Raw genomic sequence first — 22,153 nt, forward strand, 5'->3', positions numbered from 1 at the left:
GTGGTGTCTCTCCTGGTAGACGATGCCTCGCCACCAGAATGTCAACTTAAAGTAGCCGTGTCATCACTTTTTGTCACTAGGTTCACGTGCCGCCAAAGAAAGACTTCCATGCTGGTCAGGCCGCCCCCCGCACCGGTTCACCCCCGCTTGTGCACCGTGCGGTCGTGGACGACCGCGTACGTGTTGCGCAGGGCCGCCATCGACTCGTCGTAACTGGCCGCGGCCACGCCGGTGAACAGGCAGTCGACGACCATGAGCTGGGCGATGCGGCTGCCGAGCGCGCCGGAGCGGAACTGGGTCTCGCGGGCGGCCGTCGTCAGCGTCACGTCGGCGGTGCCGGCCAGCGGCGAGTCGCGGAAGTTCGTGATCGCCACCGTGGCCGCACCCGACCGGCGGGCGATGGCCAGGAACTCGACCGTGTCCACGGTCGCGCCGGTGTGCGAGACCGCGACGGCCACGCAGCCGGCGTCGAGCGTGGCCGCCGACGTCCAGGCCGAGTGGGCGTCGTGCCAGTTGATCGCGGTACGCCCGATGCGCGAGAGCTTCTGCTGCAGGTCGAGGCCGACCAGCGCGCTCGCGCCCACGCCGAAGGTGTCGATCCGGCGCGCGGCCAGCAGCAGGGAGACCGCCCGGCCCAGGGCCTGCATGTCGAGGGAGCGGGCCGTGTCGGCGATGGACAGCGTCTCGTTGGTGGCGACCTTGGAGACGATGCCCTCCAGACTGTCGTGACGGTCGATGTCGCCCGACACCTCCGGCAGGCTCGACGTGGTCAGCTCCTCCCGGGCGGCGGCCCTGGTCAGGTCGATCCGGAAGTCCTTGAAGTGGGCGTATCCCATGCGCTGGTAGAAGCGCACGACCGAGGTCGTCGAGGTGGCGCAGCGGGCGGCCAGCTCGGCGATGGACAGGTTCGCGGCGGCGGCCGGGTCGCCGGTGAACGTCTCGGCGATGCGCCGCTCCGACGGCCGTAATGCGGGCATGGCCGCACGGATGCGGATCAGCAGGCTTCCGTCGTCCTCGACCATTCGTCATCCATCCCTGTTGAGGAAATTTAGTACACCAGTGGTAGGGTCTGCGTAATTTTATGACCTACTGCCCCTGAGGAGACCACATGCCCCGTGGCGCGCTCTCCGCGATCGGCGCCGCCGCAGTGCTGTCCATCGCCCTGACCTCCTGTTCATCATCTTCCGGGCCCGCGACCAGCACCGGCGCCACGGGCAAGTCCGGCGGCGCCCTGGTCGTCGGCGTGACCTCCGACCCCGACACGCTCTTCCCCTGGAAGGCCACCCAGTTCACGGCCGTGAACGTGTTGCAGAACATCTACGGCACCCTCACCGAGTTCGACAAGGACCTGAACGTCGTGCCGGGCCTGGCCGAGTCGTGGCAGACCGCCGAGGACGGCAAGAAGCTGACCCTCACCCTGCGCAAGGGCGTGACCTTCGGCGACGGCAGCGCGTTCGACTCCAAGGACGTCAAGGCGTCCCTGGACAAGATCATGGACGAGAAGACGGCGGCCGTGGCGCGGGCGTCGCTGGCGTCGGTGAAGTCCGTCGAGGCCCCCGACGCGAGCACGGTGGTGCTGGAGCTGACCGGCCCCGACGCCGCGCTCCCGGCGAACCTGGCCACCGTCAACATGGCGATGCTCTCCTCCGACGACACCGAGGAGAAGCTCAACGCCACCCCCAACGGCACCGGCCCGTTCACGCTGGGCAAGCGCGTCCCGAGCCAGTCGCTGACGCTGGCCAGGAACGACAAGTACTGGGGCGCCGAGAAGCCCAAGGTGGGCAGCGTCGAGTTCCGGGTGATCCCGGACGAGTCGTCCATCGTCTCGGCCATGCAGTCGGGCAACGTGCAGCTCGCGGTCTTCAACGACCCGCTGGTCGCCCAGACCGCGCAGGGCGGCGGCACGATCACCGTCACCAAGACGCCGCAGCTCAGCTACCACGCCCTCCAGCTCAACGCGCAGCGCGGCGACCTCAAGGACGTCAACGTGCGCCTGGCGATCCAGTGCGCGATCGACCGCAAGCAGGTGCTCGACACCGCCGCGCTCGGCGAGGGCGAGGTGACCGGGCCGATCACCGCCCCGGCCTTCAAGTCCGACCCGGCCAAGCGTCCCTGCCCGAGCCGCGACCTGGCCAAGGCCGCCGAGTACCTCGGCAAGGCGGGCAAGTCCGGCGGCGTGACGGTCAAGGCCATCGTCTCCCAGGGCGAGTACGCCACCTCCGTGAACGAGGCCCAGAACCTCAAGGCGCAGCTCGCCGAGGCGAAGATCACCCTGGACCTGGAGGTGCTGGAGTCCGGCGCGTTCGTGGACCGCTGGGTGGCGGCCGACTTCGACGCCGCCGTCGCGCTCAACGGCGGGCGCCCGGACCCCGACGGCTCCTACGGCCGCTACTTCACCAGCAAGGGCAACCTGAACAAGGTCGCCGGGTACAGCTCGCCCGAGCTGGACAAGCTGTTCGCCGAGGGCAAGGCCACGACCGACCCGGCCGCCCGCAAGGCGATCTACGAGAAGGTCTCGGCCGAGCTGGAGGCCAACGCGCCCTGGATCTGGCTGTTCACCAGCTACACCTACACCGGCACCACCTCGAACGTGTCCGGGTTCGTACCGATGGTCAGCGGGTCGCTGCAGTACCTGCGCACGACGTCCGTCGCCTGATGCGCCGGATCCTCGCCAACCGGGCCGTCCGGCGCGTGGCCTCGACGATCGGCACCCTGTTCGGGGTGGCCGTGTTCGTCTTCGTCATGCTCCGGGCGATCCCCGGCGACCAGATCACCGCGGGGCTCGGCACGGAGGCGGCCGCGCTCACCCCGGCGCAGCGCGTGGCCCTGGAGCAGTACTACGGGCTGGACCAGTCGCCGGTCACGCAGTTCTTCTCGTGGCTGGGCAACATGCTCACCGGCAACTTCGGCTACTCGGCCCGCTCGCAGCAGGGCGTGCTGGAGATGACGCTGCACTCGCTGCCGGTGACGTTCGAGCTGGCGGTGTTCTCGATCGTGCTGGCGCTGCTGCTGGGCGTGCCGCTCGGCATGTTGTCGGCGTCCAGGACGAACTCGCCTCGGGACGCCTTCGGCCAGGTCGTGAGCCTGGCCGGGCTGTCGGTCCCGGCGTTCCTGCTGGCCACGACGCTGCTGTCGATCTTCGCGGCGTCGTTCGGCTTCAACCCCAACGGCCAGGGCTTCGCCACGCTCGCCGAGGACCCGCTGCTCAACCTGCAACAGATGTTCCTGCCCGCGCTCGTGCTCGGCTTCGGCATCGCCGCGCCGATCCTGCGCACCACCCGTACGGCGGTGCTGGAGGTGCGCTCGGAGGACTTCGTGCGCACCGCCCGCGCCAAGGGCGTGCCGCCGCGCCGCCTGCAGGTCAGGCACGTGCTGGGCAACGCGCTGGTGCCGATCGTGACGATGACCGGGCTGCAGTTCGGCTACCTGCTCGGCGGCGCGGTCGTGGTCGAGCAGATCTTCTCCGTGCCCGGCGTGGGCCGGCAGGTGCTGCTCGGCATCCAGCAGAAGGAGTACGCGGTCGTGCAGAGCACGGTCCTGGTCATCGCGCTGGCGTTCGTGCTGGTCAACCTGCTGACCGACGGGCTGTACCGGATCATCGACCCGCGGGTGAGGGCGTCGTGACCGCGCTGCGCAGGAGCCCCGCCATGCTGGCGGGCACGATCGTGCTGCTGGTGCTGGCCGTGGTGGCGGCGCTGTCGTACGCCGGGCTGCTGCCCTACGACCCGATCGCCCAGAACCCGCCCGAGCGGTTCCTGTCGCCGTCCGGGACGCACCTGTTCGGCACCGACCAGTTCGGCCGGGACGTCTTCTCCCGGGTGGCGGCCGGGGTCGGCAACTCGGCGCTCATCGCGGTGGTCGCGGTGGCCTTCGCCACCGTGGTCGGCACGCTGGGCGGCCTGGTGTCCGGCTTCTACCGCGGCTTCGCCGACGGCGCCATCGGCGGCGTGACGAACGTGCTGTTCGCGTTCCCGCCGCTGCTGCTCGCGCTCTCGCTGGCCTCGGTGCTGGACCGCAACTGGTTCACGGTCGCCGTCGCCATCGCGATCGTGTACGTCCCCATCTTCATCCGTGTCACGCGCGGCCCCGTGCTCTCCCTCCGGGAGATCGAGTACGTCAAGGCCGCGGTCTCCACCGGCCAGAGCCGCTGGCAGATCATGCTCAGGCACGTGCTGCCCAACATCACCTCGATCATCGTCATCCAGGTGGCGCTGTCGTTGTCGTGGGCGGTGCTGACCGAGGCGTCGCTGAGCTTCCTCGGCCTGGGCACGCCGCCGCCCGCCCCCTCGCTGGGCTCGATGATCTTCGAGGCGCGCAGCCTGGTCTTCATCGCCCCCTGGACGCTGATCGCGCCGGGCGCGGTCGTCGTGCTGCTGGTGGTGGGCCTGAACCTGCTCGGCGACGGCCTGCGTGACACTCTCGACCCCAGAACCCGAGGCAAGCGGTGAACCTCTCAGAACTGACCACGGAATCGGCCGACCCGCGCTTCGCGGGCATCGACACCATGAGCGTGGCCGAGCTCGCCGCGACCATGAACGCGGCCGACGCCACCGTCCCCGCCGCGGTCGCCGCGGCGCTGCCGCAGATCACCCGGGCCATCGAGGCCGCCGCCGAGCTGGTACGGGCCGGCGGCCGGCTGGTCTACGTGGGCGCGGGCACGCCGGGCCGGCTCGGCGTGCTGGACGCCTCCGAATGCCCGCCCACCTTCAGCACCCCGCCCGAGCAGGTCTTCGCCGTCATCGCCGGCGGCGAGCGGGCGATCGTGCACCCGTGCGAGGGCGCCGAGGACGACGCGGGGGCCGGCGCGGCGGCGATCGACACGGCCGGCATCGGGCCGCTGGACACGGTGGTGGGCATCGCCTCCAGTGGGCGCACGCCGTACGTGCTGGGCGCGGTGCGGCGGGCCCGCGAGCGCGGCGCGCTGACCGTCGGCCTGTCCTGCAACCCGGGCACCCCGCTCAGCGGCGAGGCCGAGCACGCGATCGAGGTGCTGGTCGGGCCCGAGGTGGTCAGCGGCTCGACCCGGCTCAAGGCGGGCACGGCGCAGAAGCTCGTGCTCAACATGTTCTCGACCATCGTCATGGTCCGGCTCGGCAAGACGTACGGGAACCTGATGGTCGACGTCAAGGCCAGCAACGGCAAGCTCAGGGAACGGGCGATCAGGATCGTGCGCACGATCGCCGGTGTGGACCGCGAGGAGGCGGAACGAGTGCTCGACCAGCATGGTTTCAACGTCAAGCAGGCGGTGCTCGGCGCCCGGCTCGGGCTCGGCCCACGGGAGGCCGCGGCGCTGCTGGACCGCAGCGAGGGACGGCTGCGCGTGGCGCTGGGAGAGCCGGCATGAAGATCCTCGGCATGATCTCCGGCACCTCGCACGACGGCATCGACGTGGCCCTGGTCGACTTCGCGCTGGACGGCGGCGTGCTGACCGGCCGCGTGCTGCACACCGCGAGCACCCCGTACCCGGACGAACTGCGCGCCCGGCTGGTGGCCGCGCTGCCGCCCGCGCCCGTCACGCTGGCCGAGGTGTGCGTGCTCGACACGCTCATCGGCCAGTGCTTCGCCGAGGCCGCGGCGGCCGCGGCCGAGCAGGCCGGTCCGGCCGACCTGATCGTCTCCCACGGCCAGACGGTCTTCCACTGGGTGGAGGGCGCGCACGCGCGCGGCACCCTGCAGATCGGCCAGCCCGCCTGGATCGCCGAGCGCACCGGCGCGCCCGTACTGTCGGACGTGCGCATCCGGGACATCACCGCCGGCGGGCACGGCGCCCCGCTGGTCTCCGTGCTCGACGACCTGCTGCTCGGCGGCCTGCTGCAGGACGGGCCCGCGGGCGGCGCGGCGGCGCTCAACCTGGGCGGCATCTCCAACATGACCGTCGTGCGCGACGGCGGCCTGAGCGCCTACGACATCGGCCCGGCCAACGCCCTCATCGACGCCGTGGTGGCCGGCCGCGGCCTGAACCCGCGCGGCTTCGACGAGGGCGGCCGGATCGCCGCCTCCGGCCGGGTGGACGAGCGCCTGCTCGACGTGCTGCTCGACGAGCCGTACTACCGGCTGGCCGCGCCGAAGAGCACCGGCAAGGAGCTGTTCCACCTGGCCTACGTCGAGGCGGCGATCGCCAGGGCGGGCCGCGAGCCGTCCGGCCCCGACCTGGTGGCGACGCTGACCGAGCTGACCGTCCGCACGGTGGCGGCCGACATCGCCGCGGCGGGCGTGGGCGTGCTGGTCGTCTCCGGCGGCGGCTGCCGCAACCCGGTCATCATGGACGGCCTGCGCGCCGCCCTGCCGGGCGTGCGGGTGTCGCTGTCCGACGAGCTCGGCGCCCCGGCCGACGACAAGGAGGCCATCGCCTTCGCGCTCATCGGCTGGCTGACCGCCCACGGCCTGCCGGGCACCATCCCCGGCGGCACGGGCGCGAAGGCCGCCCGGGTGCTCGGGACGCTGACGCCGGGCGCGGGCCCGCTCGTCCTGCCCGCCCCGCTGCCCACACCGCCGCGCTCGCTGGTGCTGCGCCGATGACCCCGGCCCCCGCCGCACCGCCCGGCCCCGAACCTGGCCCGCCCGCGGGCCTGGTCCGGGCGGCCCGCACGCCGTGGTTCGACCTGACCGAGTGCACCGGCCACCGCACCGTGCGCCGGACGGACGGCGGCGCACTGGCCGGCGAGGCCCCCATGACCCTCGGCACGTACCACGACCTGGCCTCGGTCACCAAGGTCGTCGCGACCACGACGGCCCTCGTCCGCCTGGTCTCCGACCGCCTGGTGGACCTGGACGAGCGGGCGGCCGCGTACCTGCCGGGAGGCTGCCCCGAACAGGTCACCGTGCGGGACCTGCTGCTGCACCGGGCCGGGCTGTGGGAGTGGTGGCCGCTGTACCTCGACCCGCGGATGCCCGCCCCGCGCTACGCGCCCGGCCGCGAACGGCACTACTCCGACCTGGGCTTCATCCTGCTCGGCCGGGTGGCCGAGACCGTCACCGGCACGTCGCTGGACCGGGCGGTGGCCGAGCTGGTCACCGGCCCGCTGGGACTGGCCGACACCACGTACGCGCGGCCGGCGGGGCCCGAGGTGGCCATGAGCGCCCTGGACGACCGGGTCGAGATGCGCATGCTCGACACCTCAGAGCCGTACCCGGTGCCCTTCCGCAGCGCGGACTTCGCCGGCTGGCGGCACGAGCCCGTGCTCGGCCAGGTCGCCGACGGCAACGCCTACCACGCCTTCGGCGGCGTGGCGGGGCACGCCGGGCTGTTCTCCACCGTCCCTGACCTGCTGCGGTACGCCGCCGCGCTGTCCCGCTACGAGGAGCACGACCGGCTGTGGCGGCCCGAGGTCGCCCGCGAGTTCTTCACCCCCGGCCCCGACCCCGGCCAGGCGCTCGGCTTCCGCACCTACCGGCTCGACCTGCGGGAGGAGACCGTCACCGTGCTCGGCCACCCGGGCTACGTCGGGTGCGCCGTCGGGTTCGTCCCCGGCCGGGACATCGCGATCGCGCTGGCCGGCAACCGCCTGCTGACGACGGCCGCACCGACGCCCACCGACGCCCTCTGGACCGGCCTGCTGCAGGCCATCACCCATCGATCGAGGACCGCATGACCCCGCTCCTGGAGATCCGCGACCTCTCCGTCGCCTTCCGCACCCGCAAGCAGGACGTCACCGTCGTCAAGAACGTCTCGATGGAGATCCTGCCGGGACAGACCGTGGCCGTGGTCGGCGAGTCGGGCTCGGGCAAGTCCACCACGGCCGCCGCGGTCAACCGGCTGCTGCCCGCGGGCGGGCGCATCACGACCGGCCAGGTGCTGTTCGACGGCCGCGACCTGGCCGGGGTGAGCGAACGCGAGATGACCGCCGTCCGGGGCGCGGGCATCGGCCTGGTGCCCCAGGACCCGATGTCCAACCTCAACCCGCTCATGCGCATCGGCGACCAGATCGCCGAGGCTCTGGAGGTGCACGGCCTCGCCACCGGCCGGGCCGCCCGCGGGCGCGTGACCGAGCTGCTGGAGATGGTCGGCATCCCCGAGCCGGAGCGGCGGGCCGGGCAGTACCCGCACGAGTTCTCCGGCGGCATGCGGCAGCGGGCGCTCATCGCCATGGGCCTGGCCTGCCGGCCCAAGCTGCTCATCGCCGACGAGCCGACCTCGGCCCTGGACGTGACCGTGCAGCGGCGCATCCTCGACCAGCTCGGGCAGCTCACCGCCGAGATGGGCACGGCCGTCTTCCTCATCACGCACGACCTGGCGCTGGCCGCCGAGCGGGCCGACGTGGTGGCCGTCATGTACCGGGGCGAGATCGTGGAGACCGGACCGGCGGCCGAGCTGCTGGCCGACCCCCGGCACGAGTACACCCGGCGGCTGCTGAAGGCCGTGCCGAGCCTGTCGTCGGTGCGGGTGGCCGAGCCCGGCCCCGAGGAGGGCGCCGAGGACCTGGTCGTGGTGGAGGACCTGCGCAAGGTGTTCCCGCTGCGGGGCGGCGCCGGGGAGTTCACGGCGGTGGACGGGGTCTCCTTCACGATCCCGCGCGGCCGTACCGTCTCGGTCGTGGGCGAGTCCGGCTCGGGCAAGTCGACCACCGCGAACCTGCTGCTCGGCCTGGACGGCATCACCTCCGGCCGGATCCTGTTCGACGGCACCGACCTGACCTCGCTCGGCCGCCGGGAGCTGTTCGCCTTCCGCCGCCGGGTGCAGCCGGTCTTCCAGAACCCGTACGCCTCGCTCGACCCCCGCTACACGGTCGAGAAGTCGATCGCCGAGCCGCTGCGCGTGCACCGCGTGGGCACCCCGGCCGAGCGCGCGCGGACCGTCGCCGAGCTGCTGGAGAAGGTGTCGCTGCCGGCGTCGGTGGCCGAGCGGCTGCCGCACGAGCTGTCCGGCGGCCAGCGGCAGCGGGTGGCCATCGCGCGGGCGCTGGCGCTCTCCCCCGAGCTGGTCGTGCTCGACGAGGCCGTCTCCGCGCTCGACGTGCTGGTCCAGGCGCAGATCCTGGAGCTGCTCGCCGAGCTGCAGCGCGACCTCGGGCTCAGTTACCTGTTCATCAGCCACGACCTGGCCGTCGTCCGGATGATCTCGCACCGGGTGCACGTGATGCAGGCGGGCCGGATCGTGGAGAGCGGCACGGCGGCCGAGATCTTCGGCTCGCCCCGGGCCGACTACACCCGCGAGCTGCTCGCCGCCATCCCTGGACGGGCCGCCTGATGGTAAGTTGGAAATCCGGACCTACCTGAGCGGAGGGGCCTTGTCCCGCCCGAGAGAGTGCTCGATCGCCAACGCGCTGGCCGTCGTGGGCGAGCGGTGGAGCCTGCTGGCGATGCGCGAGATCATGCTCGGGGTACGCCGCTTCGACCAGATCGCCCGCAACACCGGCGCCAGCCGCGACATCCTCACCGCCCGGCTGCGCAAGCTGGTCGAGGTGGGCCTGCTGGAGCGGGTGCCGTACGAGCGGCACCCGCCGCGGCACGAGTACGTCCTCACCGAGTCGGGACAGGCCCTGCACACGGTCCTGCTCGCCCTCATGGACTGGGGCGACCGCTACGTCACCGAGGGCGAGCCGCCCACCGTGTGGCGGCACTCGTGCGGCGAGCCCCTGGAGCCGCTCACGGTGTGCGCGCACTGCCGGGAGCCGGTGCGCCCCCAGGAGCTGACCGTGATCCGGGTCGACCAGCCGCAGTAGCGGGAACCGTCCGCCCAGCGGTCCGCCGGGGGGGCGTGGTAGGGCCTGCCCTACCACGCAATGGCCCGCCGCCAGGATCGATCACTCGCCCGCCGGGCCCGTAGCGTCGTGGCCATGACAACCCTCCGGCACCGCGTCGCCACCGACACCCGCTACACCCTGCTCGGCCTCCCCGCGGCCGCCGCTTCCTTCACCCTCGCCGTCGCCGGAGTTTCGGCCGGTCTCGGCTCGGCGGTCGTGTTCGTCGGGCTGCCCGTCCTGGCCGCCACCGCCGCCATGGCCCGCCACTTCGCCGACCTGGAGCGCGCCGCGCTCCCCGGAGTGCTCGGCCACCCGATCGCCCGCCCCCGCTACGCGCAGGTCCCCGTGGGGGCGGGTTCCTTCCGCCGCATGATGAACCCGCTGGCCTCCGGCCAGGCGGCGATGGACCTGCTGCACGCGATCATCACCTTCCCGGTCTCGCTGGCCGCCGCCGTCGTCAGCGCGGTGTGGTGGGCGGGCGCGGTGCTCGGCCTGACCTTCCCGGTCTACGGCTGGGCGATCGCCGCGATCCCCGGCGTGGACGGCGGCCTGCCCGCCCTGCTCGGCCTCGGCACCGGGACCGTGCCGTTCGTGGCGTTCAACACGGCGGTGGGCCTGCTGTTCGCGCTCACGCTCGTCCCTGTGGTGCGCACGGCGGCCCTGGTGAAGGCGAGCGTGTCCCAGGCCCTGCTGACCCGCGCGCACGTCCCGTCCATGGAGGGTGCGTCCCCGGTCTGGGTGACAGCCCGGTAGGGACGGGGCTACCCTCCCAAGTGCCGAAGTTTCCGATCTTGTGAGGGCAGGGAAGCCGTGCCGTCGTGGGCAGATCTGCCGATCGGCCAGGTGGTACGGCTCGACGCCGACCCCGACGCCATCGCGCCGGCCCTCGATCCCCTGCCGGACGACGCCCCGGCCGTCGTCACCTACTTCGCCGCCGAGGAACGTTCCGTCGTCGGCCTGGCCGCCTCCGTCCTGCGTGAGCTGGACAAGGCGGCCATCGCGCTGTTCCCGGCCTGGTTGCCGGGCGCCGAGGGCATCGAGGGCCCGTCCGGGGTGAACGTGGCCGCGGTCCAGGCGCTGGCCCTGCGCAGGGCCTCGGCGACCGGTCATTTCGGGCCGTTCCTCGCCGAGCTGGCCCGGCGGGCGCTGACGGGCGGACCCAGCGGGCTGGCGCCGGAGGTCCGGGCGGCGGGGCTGGTCAGGGCGCTGGCCGACAGCTTCGGCCGGGCCCGGCTGGCGGTCCTGGTGAGGGTGCCGGACGGGCTCGGCGCGGCGGCAGGGGAAGTGCTGGTCGCCGGGTGCGAGTGGCTGGCGCACCGGGGCCGGGCCGGCGTCTGGCTGGCGGGCGCGCCCCTGCACGACGACCGCGTACGGACGATCGCCACCCCGCTCCCCGCGAGCCCGCTCCCGGCGGCTGCGGGTGGCGCCCGGGGGGCCGTCCCGCTTCCCGCGACCGCCGATCGGGCGCCCGCCGTCGCGTATCCGCCGGTGGCGGGCAGGCCGCATCCGGGCAGCGCGAGCGAGCGGGCGCTGGAGGCCGCGTTGTCCGCGCGGGCGTGGGCCGGGGGCCGGGCCTGGAACCAGACGTACCGGACGGGGCCGCTGGCCGTGCCGATCCGGGTGGACCTGCTCTGGGAGCGGGAGCGGTGCGTCGTGGAGATCGACGGTCCCGACCACCGGGCTCCGGCCAAGTTCGCCGCCGACCGGCAGCGGGACGTGCTCCTCCAACTCGATGGTTACGCCGTGCTGCGCTTTCCCGATGCTCAGGTGATGACTGACATGGACACCGTCGTCCGTCAGATCGGCCAGTTTCTGCGGAACCGCCGCAGAGCGGAAGGATGAGATATGCCAGACAAAGGGCTGACCCTGCCCGAGTTCACTGCCCTGCTGGTGCTGGCCGTCGAAGCCCGCGAAATCTCCAACAGCGAGCTCAAGGAGCACTACAGGCTGACCATCGACGGTCAGCGGCGGCTGAAGCTCAACGACCTGAAGCTGGTCGAGAGCCGGCAGCCCAGGCGCGGACGCGCCTTCGTGCACGTGCTCACCGACTCCGGGTGGGCCAGGCTGGCCGAGGACCTGCGGGCCGGGGCGATCCCGCCGCAGACCGGCTCGTCGGGGGCCATCGCGCGGGCCCTGCTGGAATGGCTGCCCCGGTTCATGCGGCGCACCGACCAGCGGCTGTCGGAGATCTTCCAGCCCGAGCCGGACGTCCTGCCCGCCGGTCTGGAGTCGCGCATCCGTGCCGCGTACGCCGAGCTGGCCGCCGCCCCCGGTTCGTGGGTGAGCCTGACCCCGCTCCGGCGGCTGCTTCCCGCCGTGCCGAAGCAGGAGGTGGACGAGACGCTCGTCCAGATGGAACGCCTTCCGGACGTGAACCTGGTCCCGGAGTCGAACCAGAAGACGCTCACGCCCGAGGACCGCGAGGCGGCGGTGATCATAGGCGGGCAGGACAAGCATCTGCTGTGGATCGGCGAGCTGTGAGCCGCGGCGGCATCGCGGACCTGGCCGCGCTGACGTTCAACTACACCGAGGGCGCCGACGACGTGTGGCGCCGCTCCCCCTTCCACGTCGAGGGCCTGCACGGCGCATCGACGAAGATCCTCCTCGACGGGCTGGCCGCGGCCGCCCACCAGCCCGACAGCAGCCCCATCGGCGTGGTCATGCAGGGCCAGCGCGGCACCGGCAAGACCCACCTGCTCGGCTGGCTGCGCGAACGCGCCCAGCGCGAGGGCGGCTACTTCGTCCTGGTCGGCCTGCTGGATGCCAAGGGTTTCTGGGAGAGCATCGTGGTCTCCCTGCTGGACAGCCTCTCCCGGCCCCGCCACGACGGGCAGACGCAGCTCACCGTGCTCCTGGACCGCCTGGCCATCATGGCGGGGCTGTCCCGCATGGCCCGCCGCTCGGTCACCGGCAAGCGCGGCCTCACCAGGGACGAGCTGGACGCCTTCGTCACCGCGTTCCGCCGCGTCGGGGGCCAGGTCGGCCGCGACAGCCAGGACGCCGCGCGCGCCCTGGTCCTGCTGGCCGGCGACGATCCCGCCCTGCAGGACCTCGGGGAGTCGTACCTGTCGTCGGCGCCCGAGGGCGAGCCGGGCGAGCGGGCCCGCTGGGGCATCCGGCAGCTCGGGCGCACGCCGCAGGAGATCGTCAGGGACCTGTCGCGGCTGATGGCGCTCACCGGCCCCACCGTCGTCGCGGTGGACCAGATCGACCCCCTCGTCGCCCAGTCACGGGTCACCACCTCCGGCGGCGCCGAGCACGACCCGGCCGAGCAGCTCATGATCGAGCGCATCGCGGGCGGGCTGATGGCGCTGCGCGAGGTCACCCGCCGGACCCTGACGGTCGTGACCTGCATCCCCGCCACGTGGGCGCTCATCGAGCGGGTGGCGGTCGACACCGTGCGCGACCGCTTCCGCCAGGCGGTCCCGCTCATGACCATCCCCGACGCGGCCACCGCCCGCACCCTGGTCGCCACGCGCTTCGAGGTGCAGTACGGCGAGGCGGGCGTCAAGCCGCCGTACCCGACCTGGCCGGTCCGGCCGGAGGCGTTCGAGCAGGCGCCCGGGTTCACCCCTCGGGAGCTGCTCATCCGGATCGACCGGCACGTGCACGCCTGCGTCATGGACGGCGCGGTCAGGGAGCTGACCGGGTTCGCGGCGGAGTCGGCGCCGCGTCAGCAGCCGCCCGCGCGCCCTGCCGACCTCGCCGACCTCGACGCGCTCGACGCCCGCTTCGCCGAGCTGCTGGAGGCCGCGCAGGCCCCGGTGATCGACCAGGCCGGTGAGGACACCGTGATGCCCGCGCTGCTGGCCGCCGGGCTGCATGCGTGGATCGCCGAGCAGGGTGAGGCCGGCCGGGCCTTCGGCGTGGATCCGCCGCCGAGCGCCAAGCCCCCGTTGCACGCCCGGCTGCGCCGCACGCTCGACGACAGCAGGGAGGACGAGGTCCACTGGGCCTTCCGCGCGGTCAGCGCGACGCACGGGAACGCGGCGCTGAACCGCGTCCGCAAGGCGTGCGTGGCGGCCGGGCTGGACGCGGAGGTGCCCAAGCGGCGGTTGTTCCTGCTGCGCGACACCCCATGGTCGCAAGGGCCCGCGACGCGGGAGACGATCGCGGCGTTCGAGCGGGCCGGTGGCAGGACGCTGCGGGTGAGCCGGCAGGACCTGCTGGTCCTCGCCGCGCTGCGGGCCCTGGTCGCGGAGAGCCCGCCGGACCTGGCCGTCTGGCTCGCCGCGCGGCGGCCGACGTCCAGGATCGGATTCCTCACCGAGGCTCTGGCCGACGCGTGGAGCGTTCCCGCCGGGCCGGCCCCCGAGATTCCCGTCGCGGCGCGGAGCCAGGGCGGCGGCGACCAGGAGGGGGCCCTGACGATCGGGCGGCGGATCGCGGACGGCGAGCCGGTGCGGATCGCGCTGGAGGCGCTGCGCAAGCACACCGCGATCTTCGCCGGTTCCGGCTCGGGCAAGACCGTGCTGATCAGGCGGCTGGTCGAGGAGTGCGCGCTGCGCGGCGTCTCCTCGATCGTGCTGGACCCGAACAACGACCTGGCCAGGCTGGACGAGCCGTGGCCCGAGCCGCCGCGCACGTGGGCGGAGGGCGACGCCCGCCGCGCCGAGGAGTACCTGGCGGCCACCGACGTGACCGTCTGGACGCCGGGACGGACGGGCGGACGCCCGCTGAGCTTCCAGCCGCTGCCCGACCTGGCGAGCCTGGCCGGCGACCCCGACGAGTTCGCCGAGGCGGTCGAGGCCGCGGTCGCGTTCATCGTGCCGCGGGTCAGGCTGGACGCCAACACCGACAAGGCGCTGCGCGGGCAGGCCGTGCTCAGGCGGGCCCTGGCCGCCTACGGAGGCGGCGGCGCGACCAGCCTGAGAGGGTTGGCGGCGTACCTGGCCGACCTGCCGGACGGGGTCAGCGAGCTGGCCAGCGCCCGGCGCATCGCGGCCGACCTGTCCCAGTCGCTGACCGCGGCGATGGACAACGACCCGCTGTTCGGCGGGGCCGGCGAGCCGGTCGATCCGGGGCTGCTGGTGACGCCGCCGCCGGGCAGGCGGGCCCGCGTCTCGGTGATCAGCCTGGCCGGGCTGCCGGGCCTGGAGCAGCGGCAGAGCTTCGTCAGCCGGCTGCAGATGGAGCTGTTCGTCTGGTTCAAGCGGCACCCCGCCCAGGACCGACCGCTGGGCGCGCTGTTCGTCATGGACGAGGCCCAGACGTTCGCCCCCGCGGCGGGCGGCGCGTCGGTCTCCACCCGCAGCACGGTGCTGCTCGCCTCCCAGGCCCGCAAGTACGGCCTGGGCCTGGTCTTCGCCACGCAGGCGCCCAAGGGGCTGCACAACCAGATCCCCGGCAACTGCGCCACGCAGTTCTTCGGCCTGCTGAACGCCCCGATCCAGATCAGCGCGGCCAGGGAGATGGCCCAGTTCAAGGGCGGCGGCGACGTGCCGGACATCTCCCGGCTGGGCGCGGGCGAGTTCTACGTGGCGGGCGAAGGGGGCGGGTTCGCCAAGGCGCGCGTGCCCATGTGCCTGACGCACCACCCGAAGGCGCCGCTCACCACGGAGGAGGTCGTCGCCAGGAGCCGCGGGGGCGCCTGATCGCCACGGTCCCGGCCGCGGAGGGGGCGGCCGGGGCCGTGCCGGCCTGCGTCGGCTGCCTCAGGAGCCCGGGCGGCGGGCCGAGGTGAGCAGGCGGCGGGCCAGGACGGCCAGGTAGAGCGCCCACCCGGCGCCGACGACGGCCAGCGCGGCGACCGGCTGCCAGCCCGGCAGCTCCTCGACGGCCCGGCGGCACACGGCGACCGTCACCGGGATCGTGTAGAGCGCGAAGAAGGCCAGCCCGAGCACCCGCCCCACCACGAGGAACCAGGCGTACACCCGGACGCCGCGCGGCGCCGTACGGGTCCGCCGCGCCCGCAGGTACGCCTGCGCGTCGGCCATGAGGTTCTTGTTGCCGCCGGCGTTGGCGATGGCGTAGTAGACGTCGGTACGCATGAAGAACAGGAACTGCCAGGCGATCTGCGACAGGCAGATGACCACGACCAGCCGCACCACGGGCACCTCGGCGGCGTACAGGACGCAGGTCCCGGCGCAGGCGAGGAACCAGTCCACCCGCATGCCCGCCAGGTGGGCGCGGTAGCGGGCGCGCCTGGGCACGCCCCAGATGCCGGTGATCCTGGTCTGCACGACGAGGAACTGCAGGCGGGTGCCGAGCGACAGCTCGGCCCGCACGCCGAGCGACCGGGCCGCGGCGATGTGGCCGAGCTCGTGCACCAGCACCAGCAGCCACGAGCCCGCGGCGAAGACGACGGTGAAGGTGAGGCTGTCCGACCAGACCAGCGAGGAGAACGACGGCAGCACGCCGGGCCTGGCGACCGCCGCGGCCAGGGCGCACACGGTCAGCGCGGCCAGCACGGCGTGCGCCGGGCGGGAGAACAGCCAGGCCACGTGGCCGGGCCTGATCCGGTCCCACAGGTTGGGCGGGCGCCGGGGCCGGCTGAGCAGCCCGGCCGCGCCGAGCCCGGTCACGAACTCGGCGACGTCGACGTCCAGGCCGCGTTCGGCCAGGACCAGGGCGCGGGCCTCGGCGGCCGTCCTGGTGCCGTCGAGCGCCTCGACCACGGCCGCCGCCACGCCGGGCACGTTGACGAACGTCTCGCCGTTGCCGATCACGTAGTCGTCCGGGCCGTCGGCCACCACGCTGAGGAACGACAGATCGGTCCGCGGCCCGGTCTTCACCCGCACACCTCGCAGCCGTCGCGGCGGTCGAAGTCGTAGGCCGTGGTGGTCAGCGTGAGCAGGTCGAGCCAGAGGCTGCGGCCCTCGACGGCGGGCGCGCCGATGCCGGTCAGGAAGCGGATCACCTCGGCGGCGAGCATGCTCGACACGATCCCGCACAACGGCCCGAACGATGGGATGGCCCGTCCCGGGTTGTCGTTGGCTGGCAGGACGGTGGAGCCGTACCGTGCGGCCAGGGCGGCCTCCTGGCAGGCCAGGCAGCCGGTCTTGCCGGGCACGACCAGCGGGCCGAGCAGGCCGACGTGCTGGTTGAAGCCTCCGGTGACGAACGGCGTGCCGGCCCGTACGCAGGCCTCGTTGACCCAGCGGCGGATGTGCGGCTGCGGGGTGTCGACGGTGTTGACCACGAGGTCGGCGTCGGTGACGACGTCGGCGGGGCCGGTGATGCGCCGCTCGACGCGGGTGACGCGGACGTCCGGGCAGTGCTCGCGCAGCCTGCGGGCGGCCGCGGCCGTCTTGGGCTCGCCGAGGTCGCGGACGGTGTAGAGGTGCTGGCGGTGCAGGTTGCCGATCTCGACGCGGTCGTCGTCGAGCAGGGTCAGGCGGCCGACGCCGGAGGTGGCGAGGTGCAGGGCGACCTGGCCGCCGATCGCGCCGACGCCGAGCACCGCCACGTGCCTGCCGGCGAGGTCGCCGAGCGCGGCCACGGCCCGGTCGGCCGGCTGGAACATGGCCATGAACAGCGCGAACCTGGACAGCCGGGCGTCGGCGGCGAGCGTGACGAGCTCGGCGTCGGTGACCAGGAAGCGGGCCGCGCGCAGCTGTTCGACGGCCGAGTCGATCTCGGCGGGGGTGAGGTCGTCGAGGAGGTCGTACAGGTCGGACTGCTCGACGGGGGTCTCGGCGCACAGGCGCAGCAGGCGGCGCAGGGGTGGTGGCGCCGGGTCGAGGATCTGGCCGGTCGGGGGGAAGTCGCCGAGCCGTACGCGCCCGCGGGCGTCGTCGATGAACAGGGGGAAGACCGGATTCACCTGAATCCTGGGCATGAAGGCGGCTCCCGGGCGAGTGAGGGCCTCCCGCGGGGTCGGGCCGCGTCGCGGGAGGCCCCAAGAGGTCAGCAGCTGTTGCTGTTTCCAGTGGTCTCGACTTCTTCGACCTTCTTGATCTCGATCGTCATGAGCGATCCTTCCGTCGATCTTGATGGGCCGATGAGATCATAAAGTAAAGATCGCCCCTTTTGATAGACCCAAGTACGAAATATCCGCGAAATCGTCTTATATCCGTGCAATAAAGTCGCGGGATCGTTTCCACATAAGCGCCGCCGACTCTTCCGAGTATCCGGGAAGATCAGGATCGGCGAACAAGTGCACATTTCCCGGATAAATGAAGCACTCGAATAACGGCCCGAGCTCCGTACGCAGACTGCGGACGTCGCCGGCGTCCACCCACGGATCGCCCTCCGCATAGTGGAGCTGCACCGGCACCGAGACCGGCCACCCCTCCGCGCTCACCTCGGCCACGGCCGCGCAGCCGTGGTAGAGCAGCAGCCCCTGGGCCAGGGGGTGCGTGGCGGCCAGGAGCTGGGCCCCGAACCCGCCCAGCGAGAACCCGGCGAACACGACCGGCCCGCGCGCCCGCGCGGCGATCTCCCGCCAGCGGCGCGCGAGCTCGTCGAAGCCGATCGCGTCCCGTTTGCGCAGTCCGGATTCGAGGTCGTCGAAGACCTCGCCGTCGTAGTAGTCGGGCGTGCGCACGACGTGCCCGCCCGTGCGAAGCGCCTCCGCGGCCCCCATTACCCCCGGTCGCAGGCCCTGTGCGGAGTGCAACAGGATGATCTCTGCCATGTGCACTGTGTACCATCGCGCGCAGGCCCCACCAAGGGCCCCGTTCGGGCACCCTCCCGTGGCCCGCCGCGCCGGCGTGCGGGGCCCCGGGCGGTGGCCATGTCCGCCCGGGGGGTCGCGCGGGTCAGGAGCAGGTGTAGGCGGACGGCGTCGCGGTGTCGCCGCCCGGCCTGCTGACCTGGAACCCGAAACTGGTGCTCGCGCCGGGCGCGAGCGTGCCGTTGTACCCGGCGTTCCTGGCGGTGACGTTCTGCCCGCTGACGGTGACGGCGGCGTTCCAGGAGCCGGTGATGGCGTGCCCGGCGGGCAGGGTGAAGGTGACCGTCCAGCCGTTGATCTGGGACGTGCGGGTGTTGGTGACTGTCACGGGCTGGATGACGTACCCGCCGCTCCACTGGGTCTGCACGGTGCCGGCGGCGGTGCAGCCGCCGGTGCCGCCTCCGGTGAGGGTGGTGAAGGTGACCGCCGGGGACTCGCCGGACAGGTTGCCCGCGCCGTCGCGCGCCCGCACGTAGACCTGGTACTGGGTGCCCGCGGTCAGGCCGGTCAGGTTGATGCTGTTGCCGGTGGACTGGCCGAGCTGGGTGTCGGTGCCGCCCTGCTCCCGGTAGACGTTGTAGCCGGCCAGGCCGCTGCCGCCGGTGTCGGTGGAGGCCGCCCAGGTGAGGGTGGCCGAGCTCGCGGTGACGTTGCCCGCCGTGGGGGTGCCCGGCGTGCTGGGCGGGGTGGTGTCGGTGCCGGTGCCGCCGGCCAGCGCGTCGTGCACGGCGGTGTACGACGGCTTCTGCTGGTAGCTCTCGTTGTAGATCAGCGCGGCGCCCTGGCCGGGGAAGGTGTCGGGCACCCAGGAGTACTTGTCGGTGAAGCCCCAGATCGTCACACCCTGGCAGGCGGTCACCGCGAGGCAGGCGTTGACGACGTTGCGGTAGTAGGTGGCCTGGGTGGCGTCCTTGGTGGCGTCTCTGGGGGTCTGCATGCGCACGTCCAGCTCGGTGATCCGGACCTGGACGCCGAGGGCGGCGAAGCGCTGCAGGTTCTGCTGGAAGTCGCCGGGGAAGCCGTACTGGATGGCCAGGTGGGACTGGAAGCCGACGCAGTCGATCGGCACGCCCTGCTGGCGCAGCGAGGAGACCAGGTTGTAGATCGCCGTGCTCTTGGCGTTGATCCCCTCGGTGTTGTAGTCGTTGATGCACAGCTTGGCGTCGGGGTCGGCGGCGCGGGCGGCGCGGAAGGCGTCGGCGATGTGTCCCGAGCCGAGCGTGTTGTACCAGAACGACGTGCGCAGGTTGCCGCTGTCGTCGAAGACCTCGTTGACCACGTCCCAGGAGACCACGGCCGGGTTGTCGGCGAAGTGGCCGACGACGTTGGCGATGTGGTTCTGCATGGCCGCGCGCATCGCGGTCACGCTCAGGCCCTGCACCCAGCCCGGCGTCTGGCTGTGCCACACGAGGGTGTGGCCGTGCACCTGCTGGTCGTTCTGGGCGGCGAAGGCGACGATCGCGTCGGCGCCGGAGTAGTTGAACTGGCCCTGGCTGGGCTCGGTGGCGTCCCACTTCATCGCGTTCTCGGCGGTGACCTGGCTGAACTCGGTCGCCGCGATGGTGCGGTAGGAGGTCTCGCCGGCCAGCGGGCCGGTGGCGAGCGCCGTGCCGATGAACTTGCCCTTGGCGGACGCGTGCGTGCGCAGGGGCGCCGAGGCGTCGGCCGCGGTGGCGGGGAGGAGGAATGCTGCGAGAATCCCCAGCAGGGCGAGGACTCTGACGGACAGGGACGAGAGCACGGGCATCTACCTCCGGAGGCAGGCACTCGATTCCGAAACCTTTCGATCCTCGGCGGATCGCATCGCAGACGGTATTGACATGCGGCAGAACGGTCAATGCCGATCGCGCACCGCCGCCATAAGAGCAGTTGGCAGGCGAAAAATATCGGCCTTCTCGTGAAACTTTCACGAACGTCCGCGCCAGGGGTTTTCGCTGCTCTAGCGCGACGTACCTACCGGTCGGTACTGTGAAAGTCCGGAAGAATCGTCTGATGCGGGAGTTCTGCGCATGTCCCTTTCGCACGCCCAGGTCCAAGCCCAGCTCACCGGCCCCGGCCAGCTTTTCGAGACCGAGGAGATCGGCGACACCGGGGTACGCACCTGGAAGCACGCGCCGGCACACTTCCGCGCCCTGCTGGAGACCAGCAGGTTCCACGGCGAGCAGGTCTTCCTGGCCTACGAGGACGAGCACATCACGTTCGAGGAGCACTTCCGCCGCGCCGCCACCCTGGCCGGCCGCCTGGTCGAGGAGTACGGCGTGACCAAGGGCGACCGCGTCGCCATCGCCATGCGCAACTACCCGGAATGGGTGGTCTCGTTCTCGGCCGCGCTGGCCGCCGGAGCCATCGCCGTACCGTTGAACGCCTGGTGGACGGAGGCCGAGCTGGCCTACGGCGTGCGCGACTCGGGGGCCAAGGTGCTGATCGCCGACGGCGAGCGGGCGGTCAGGCTGGCCTCCACGGGCGTGCCGATGATCGTGACCAGGGGCGAGGTGCCCGAGGGCGCGCGCTCGTTCGGCGACGTGCTGGGCGAGGTCACCGCCGACGTGAAGTTGCCCGACGTGGAGCTGTCCCCCGAGGACCCGGCGACGATCTTCTACACCTCCGGTACCACCGGGCGGCCCAAGGGCGCGCTGGGCAGCCACCGCAACCTCGGCCAGTCCCCCATGACGGTGGCCTACGGCCTCGTCCGCTCGGTCACCATGGCCGGCAAGGACGCGGGCGCGGCGGCGAGCGTGCGCCGGGTGACGCTGCTGACCGTGCCGCTGTTCCACGTCACCGGCTGCTTCTCCGGCATGACCACCTCGATGTTCACCGGCGGCGGCGTGGTGCTCATGTACAAGTGGGACCCCGAGCAGGCGCTGCGGTTGATCGAGCGGGAACGCGTCACCACGATGATCGGCGTGCCGACCAACGCCTGGCAGCTCATGTCGCACCCCGACTTCGGCAAGTACGACCTGTCGTCCCTGACCACCCTCGGCTACGGCGGCGCCCCCGCCCCGCCCAAGCTGCTGGAGCGCATCACCACGAACCTGCCCGACCGCGCCCCCTCCAACGGCTACGGCATGACCGAGACGACCGCCCTGGCCATCGGCAACGGCGGCGCCGAGTACCACGCCAGGCCCGACAGCATCGGCATGCCCTCTGCCGTGGTGGACGTGCGCGTGGTGGACCCCATGGGCGCCGAGCTGCCCGCCGGCGAGGTGGGCGAGCTGTGCGTGCGCGGCCCGAACGTGATCATGGGCTACTGGAACCAGCCCGAGGCCACGGCGCAGACGTTCGTGGACGGCTGGCTGCACACCGGCGACCTGGCCAGGATCGACGAGGAGGGCTATGTCTACATCGTGGACCGCGCCAAGGACATGGTGATCAGGGGCGGCGAGAACGTCTACTGCGCCGAGGTCGAGGCCGCCCTGTTCGAGCACCCGGCGGTGGACGACGTGGCGGTGATCGGCGTCCCGCACGACGAGCTGGGCGAGGAGGTCGGCGCGGTGATCCGGCCGGCGCCGGGCCGGTCGGTCACGGCCGAGGAGCTGCGCTCGTTCCTGACGGACCGGATCGCCAAGTTCAAGATCCCGGCACACGTGTGGTTCCGCGAGGGCGAGCTGCCCCGCAACCCCGGCGGCAAGATCCTCAAGACCCACCTGCGCCGCGAGGTCCTCGGCTCCTGACCGTCCCCCGCCGCGACGCCGCACTCCGCCCGCCTCCGGGACGTCGCACACCTCTGAAAACCCCGTCCGGGGCGCCTCCGCAAGGGGGCGCCCCGTTCTTTCTGCCCGAAGAACCCGCAGGTCGGCGGCGGGTTCGCGGACTTCATTACCTGGCGCGTAATCGCGGCCCCTACGCCCCGGCT

At 72.5% G+C, this 22,153-nt stretch carries 18 protein-coding genes; 13 read left to right on the forward strand and 5 right to left on the reverse strand.

All coding sequences use genetic code 11. From position 1 onward, the window contains the following. Window positions 1-137: 137 nt before the first annotated feature. On the reverse strand, window positions 138-1,022 hold the full coding sequence (locus ABZ459_RS47120; RefSeq protein ID WP_357986079.1) for a MurR/RpiR family transcriptional regulator: 885 nt from the start codon (window positions 1,020-1,022) through the stop codon (window positions 138-140). Window positions 1,023-1,108: 86 nt separating this feature from the next. Here ABZ459_RS47120 and ABZ459_RS47125 point away from each other — a divergent pair, with 86 nt between their 5' ends. The 12 genes from ABZ459_RS47125 (at window position 1,109) to ABZ459_RS47180 (ending at window position 15,277) form a co-directional block, all read left to right on the forward strand. Beyond that, window positions 1,109-2,656, forward strand: a complete 1,548-nt coding sequence (locus ABZ459_RS47125) for an ABC transporter substrate-binding protein (protein ID WP_357986082.1) — start codon at window positions 1,109-1,111, stop codon at window positions 2,654-2,656. Beyond that, entirely contained in the window at window positions 2,656-3,624 is a 969-nt protein-coding gene (locus ABZ459_RS47130) for an ABC transporter permease (protein ID WP_357986085.1), read from the forward strand. The genes ABZ459_RS47125 and ABZ459_RS47130 overlap by 1 nt, the downstream gene beginning before the upstream one ends. Further along, window positions 3,621-4,448 carry an ABC transporter permease gene (locus ABZ459_RS47135; protein WP_357986088.1) on the forward strand — a complete coding sequence of 276 codons (828 nt, stop codon included), beginning with the start codon at window positions 3,621-3,623 and terminating at the stop codon, window positions 4,446-4,448. The genes ABZ459_RS47130 and ABZ459_RS47135 overlap by 4 nt, the downstream gene beginning before the upstream one ends. Continuing rightward, window positions 4,445-5,344, forward strand: a complete 900-nt coding sequence (gene murQ, locus ABZ459_RS47140) for an N-acetylmuramic acid 6-phosphate etherase (RefSeq protein ID WP_357986091.1) — start codon at window positions 4,445-4,447, stop codon at window positions 5,342-5,344. The genes ABZ459_RS47135 and murQ overlap by 4 nt, the downstream gene beginning before the upstream one ends. Beyond that, window positions 5,341-6,519 (forward strand): anhydro-N-acetylmuramic acid kinase, encoded by a 1,179-nt coding sequence (locus ABZ459_RS47145; protein WP_357986094.1) that lies wholly within the window; start codon window positions 5,341-5,343, stop codon window positions 6,517-6,519. Before murQ ends, ABZ459_RS47145 begins: the two co-directional genes overlap by 4 nt. Beyond that, window positions 6,516-7,592 carry a serine hydrolase domain-containing protein gene (locus ABZ459_RS47150; protein WP_357986097.1) on the forward strand — a complete coding sequence of 359 codons (1,077 nt, stop codon included), beginning with the start codon at window positions 6,516-6,518 and terminating at the stop codon, window positions 7,590-7,592. The genes ABZ459_RS47145 and ABZ459_RS47150 overlap by 4 nt, the downstream gene beginning before the upstream one ends. Beyond that, a complete protein-coding gene (locus ABZ459_RS47155; protein WP_357986100.1) occupies window positions 7,589-9,187 on the forward strand; it encodes an ABC transporter ATP-binding protein in 1,599 nt (532 codons plus the stop codon). The genes ABZ459_RS47150 and ABZ459_RS47155 overlap by 4 nt, the downstream gene beginning before the upstream one ends. A 40-nt stretch (window positions 9,188-9,227) precedes the next feature. Beyond that, the gene (locus ABZ459_RS47160) at window positions 9,228-9,662 is read left to right on the forward strand and encodes a helix-turn-helix domain-containing protein (RefSeq protein ID WP_352364923.1); all 435 of its coding nucleotides are present in this window, start codon (window positions 9,228-9,230) and stop codon (window positions 9,660-9,662) included. A 114-nt stretch (window positions 9,663-9,776) separates the two neighbouring features. Then, a complete protein-coding gene (locus tag ABZ459_RS47165; RefSeq protein ID WP_357986104.1) occupies window positions 9,777-10,436 on the forward strand; it encodes a sensor domain-containing protein in 660 nt (219 codons plus the stop codon). Between the two features lie 57 nt (window positions 10,437-10,493). After that, on the forward strand, window positions 10,494-11,525 hold the full coding sequence (locus ABZ459_RS47170; protein ID WP_357986107.1) for a DUF559 domain-containing protein: 1,032 nt from the start codon (window positions 10,494-10,496) through the stop codon (window positions 11,523-11,525). A 3-nt stretch (window positions 11,526-11,528) separates the two neighbouring features. Next, on the forward strand, window positions 11,529-12,164 hold the full coding sequence (locus ABZ459_RS47175; protein WP_357986110.1) for a hypothetical protein: 636 nt from the start codon (window positions 11,529-11,531) through the stop codon (window positions 12,162-12,164). Further along, window positions 12,146-15,277: a DUF87 domain-containing protein gene (locus ABZ459_RS47180; RefSeq protein ID WP_357986113.1), complete on the forward strand. Its 3,132-nt coding sequence runs from the start codon at window positions 12,146-12,148 to the stop codon at window positions 15,275-15,277. The genes ABZ459_RS47175 and ABZ459_RS47180 overlap by 19 nt, the downstream gene beginning before the upstream one ends. Before the next feature lie 60 nt (window positions 15,278-15,337). Here ABZ459_RS47180 and ABZ459_RS47185 read toward each other — a convergent pair whose 3' ends face one another. The 4 genes from ABZ459_RS47185 to ABZ459_RS47200 form a co-directional block, all read right to left on the reverse strand. Next, window positions 15,338-16,417: a hypothetical protein gene (locus ABZ459_RS47185; RefSeq protein ID WP_357986116.1), complete on the reverse strand. Its 1,080-nt coding sequence runs from the start codon at window positions 16,415-16,417 to the stop codon at window positions 15,338-15,340. Then, complete coding sequence (locus tag ABZ459_RS47190; protein WP_357986119.1) at window positions 16,414-17,463, reverse strand: TOMM precursor leader peptide-binding protein; 1,050 nt, start codon at window positions 17,461-17,463, stop codon at window positions 16,414-16,416. The genes ABZ459_RS47185 and ABZ459_RS47190 overlap by 4 nt, the downstream gene beginning before the upstream one ends. A gap of 228 nt (window positions 17,464-17,691) precedes the next feature. After that, window positions 17,692-18,261 (reverse strand): dienelactone hydrolase family protein, encoded by a 570-nt coding sequence (locus tag ABZ459_RS47195; protein WP_357986122.1) that lies wholly within the window; start codon window positions 18,259-18,261, stop codon window positions 17,692-17,694. A 124-nt stretch (window positions 18,262-18,385) separates the two neighbouring features. Continuing rightward, window positions 18,386-20,047, reverse strand: a complete 1,662-nt coding sequence (locus ABZ459_RS47200; RefSeq protein WP_357986125.1) for an endo-1,4-beta-xylanase — start codon at window positions 20,045-20,047, stop codon at window positions 18,386-18,388. A gap of 262 nt (window positions 20,048-20,309) precedes the next feature. Between ABZ459_RS47200 and ABZ459_RS47205 the strand changes: the two genes are divergently transcribed. Beyond that, entirely contained in the window at window positions 20,310-21,971 is a 1,662-nt protein-coding gene (locus tag ABZ459_RS47205) for a class I adenylate-forming enzyme family protein (RefSeq protein ID WP_357986129.1), read from the forward strand. Window positions 21,972-22,153 lie beyond the last annotated feature (182 nt).

Source organism: Nonomuraea sp. NPDC005692, from assembly GCF_040631115.1.
GTDB lineage: Bacteria > Actinomycetota > Actinomycetes > Streptosporangiales > Streptosporangiaceae > Nonomuraea.

Coding starts and splice junctions, on each gene's coding strand:
- ABZ459_RS47120 (WP_357986079.1), bottom strand. CDS start 1,022: ATGGTCGAGGACGACGGAAGCCTGCTGATCCGCATCCGTGCGGCCATG.
- ABZ459_RS47125 (WP_357986082.1), top strand. CDS start 1,109: ATGCCCCGTGGCGCGCTCTCCGCGATCGGCGCCGCCGCAGTGCTGTCC.
- ABZ459_RS47130 (WP_357986085.1), top strand. CDS start 2,656: ATGCGCCGGATCCTCGCCAACCGGGCCGTCCGGCGCGTGGCCTCGACG.
- ABZ459_RS47145 (WP_357986094.1), top strand. CDS start 5,341: ATGAAGATCCTCGGCATGATCTCCGGCACCTCGCACGACGGCATCGAC.
- ABZ459_RS47150 (WP_357986097.1), top strand. CDS start 6,516: ATGACCCCGGCCCCCGCCGCACCGCCCGGCCCCGAACCTGGCCCGCCC.
- ABZ459_RS47155 (WP_357986100.1), top strand. CDS start 7,589: ATGACCCCGCTCCTGGAGATCCGCGACCTCTCCGTCGCCTTCCGCACC.
- ABZ459_RS47165 (WP_357986104.1), top strand. CDS start 9,777: ATGACAACCCTCCGGCACCGCGTCGCCACCGACACCCGCTACACCCTG.
- ABZ459_RS47175 (WP_357986110.1), top strand. CDS start 11,529: ATGCCAGACAAAGGGCTGACCCTGCCCGAGTTCACTGCCCTGCTGGTG.
- ABZ459_RS47190 (WP_357986119.1), bottom strand. CDS start 17,463: ATGCCCAGGATTCAGGTGAATCCGGTCTTCCCCCTGTTCATCGACGAC.
- ABZ459_RS47195 (WP_357986122.1), bottom strand. CDS start 18,261: ATGGCAGAGATCATCCTGTTGCACTCCGCACAGGGCCTGCGACCGGGG.
- ABZ459_RS47200 (WP_357986125.1), bottom strand. CDS start 20,047: ATGCCCGTGCTCTCGTCCCTGTCCGTCAGAGTCCTCGCCCTGCTGGGG.
- ABZ459_RS47205 (WP_357986129.1), top strand. CDS start 20,310: ATGTCCCTTTCGCACGCCCAGGTCCAAGCCCAGCTCACCGGCCCCGGC.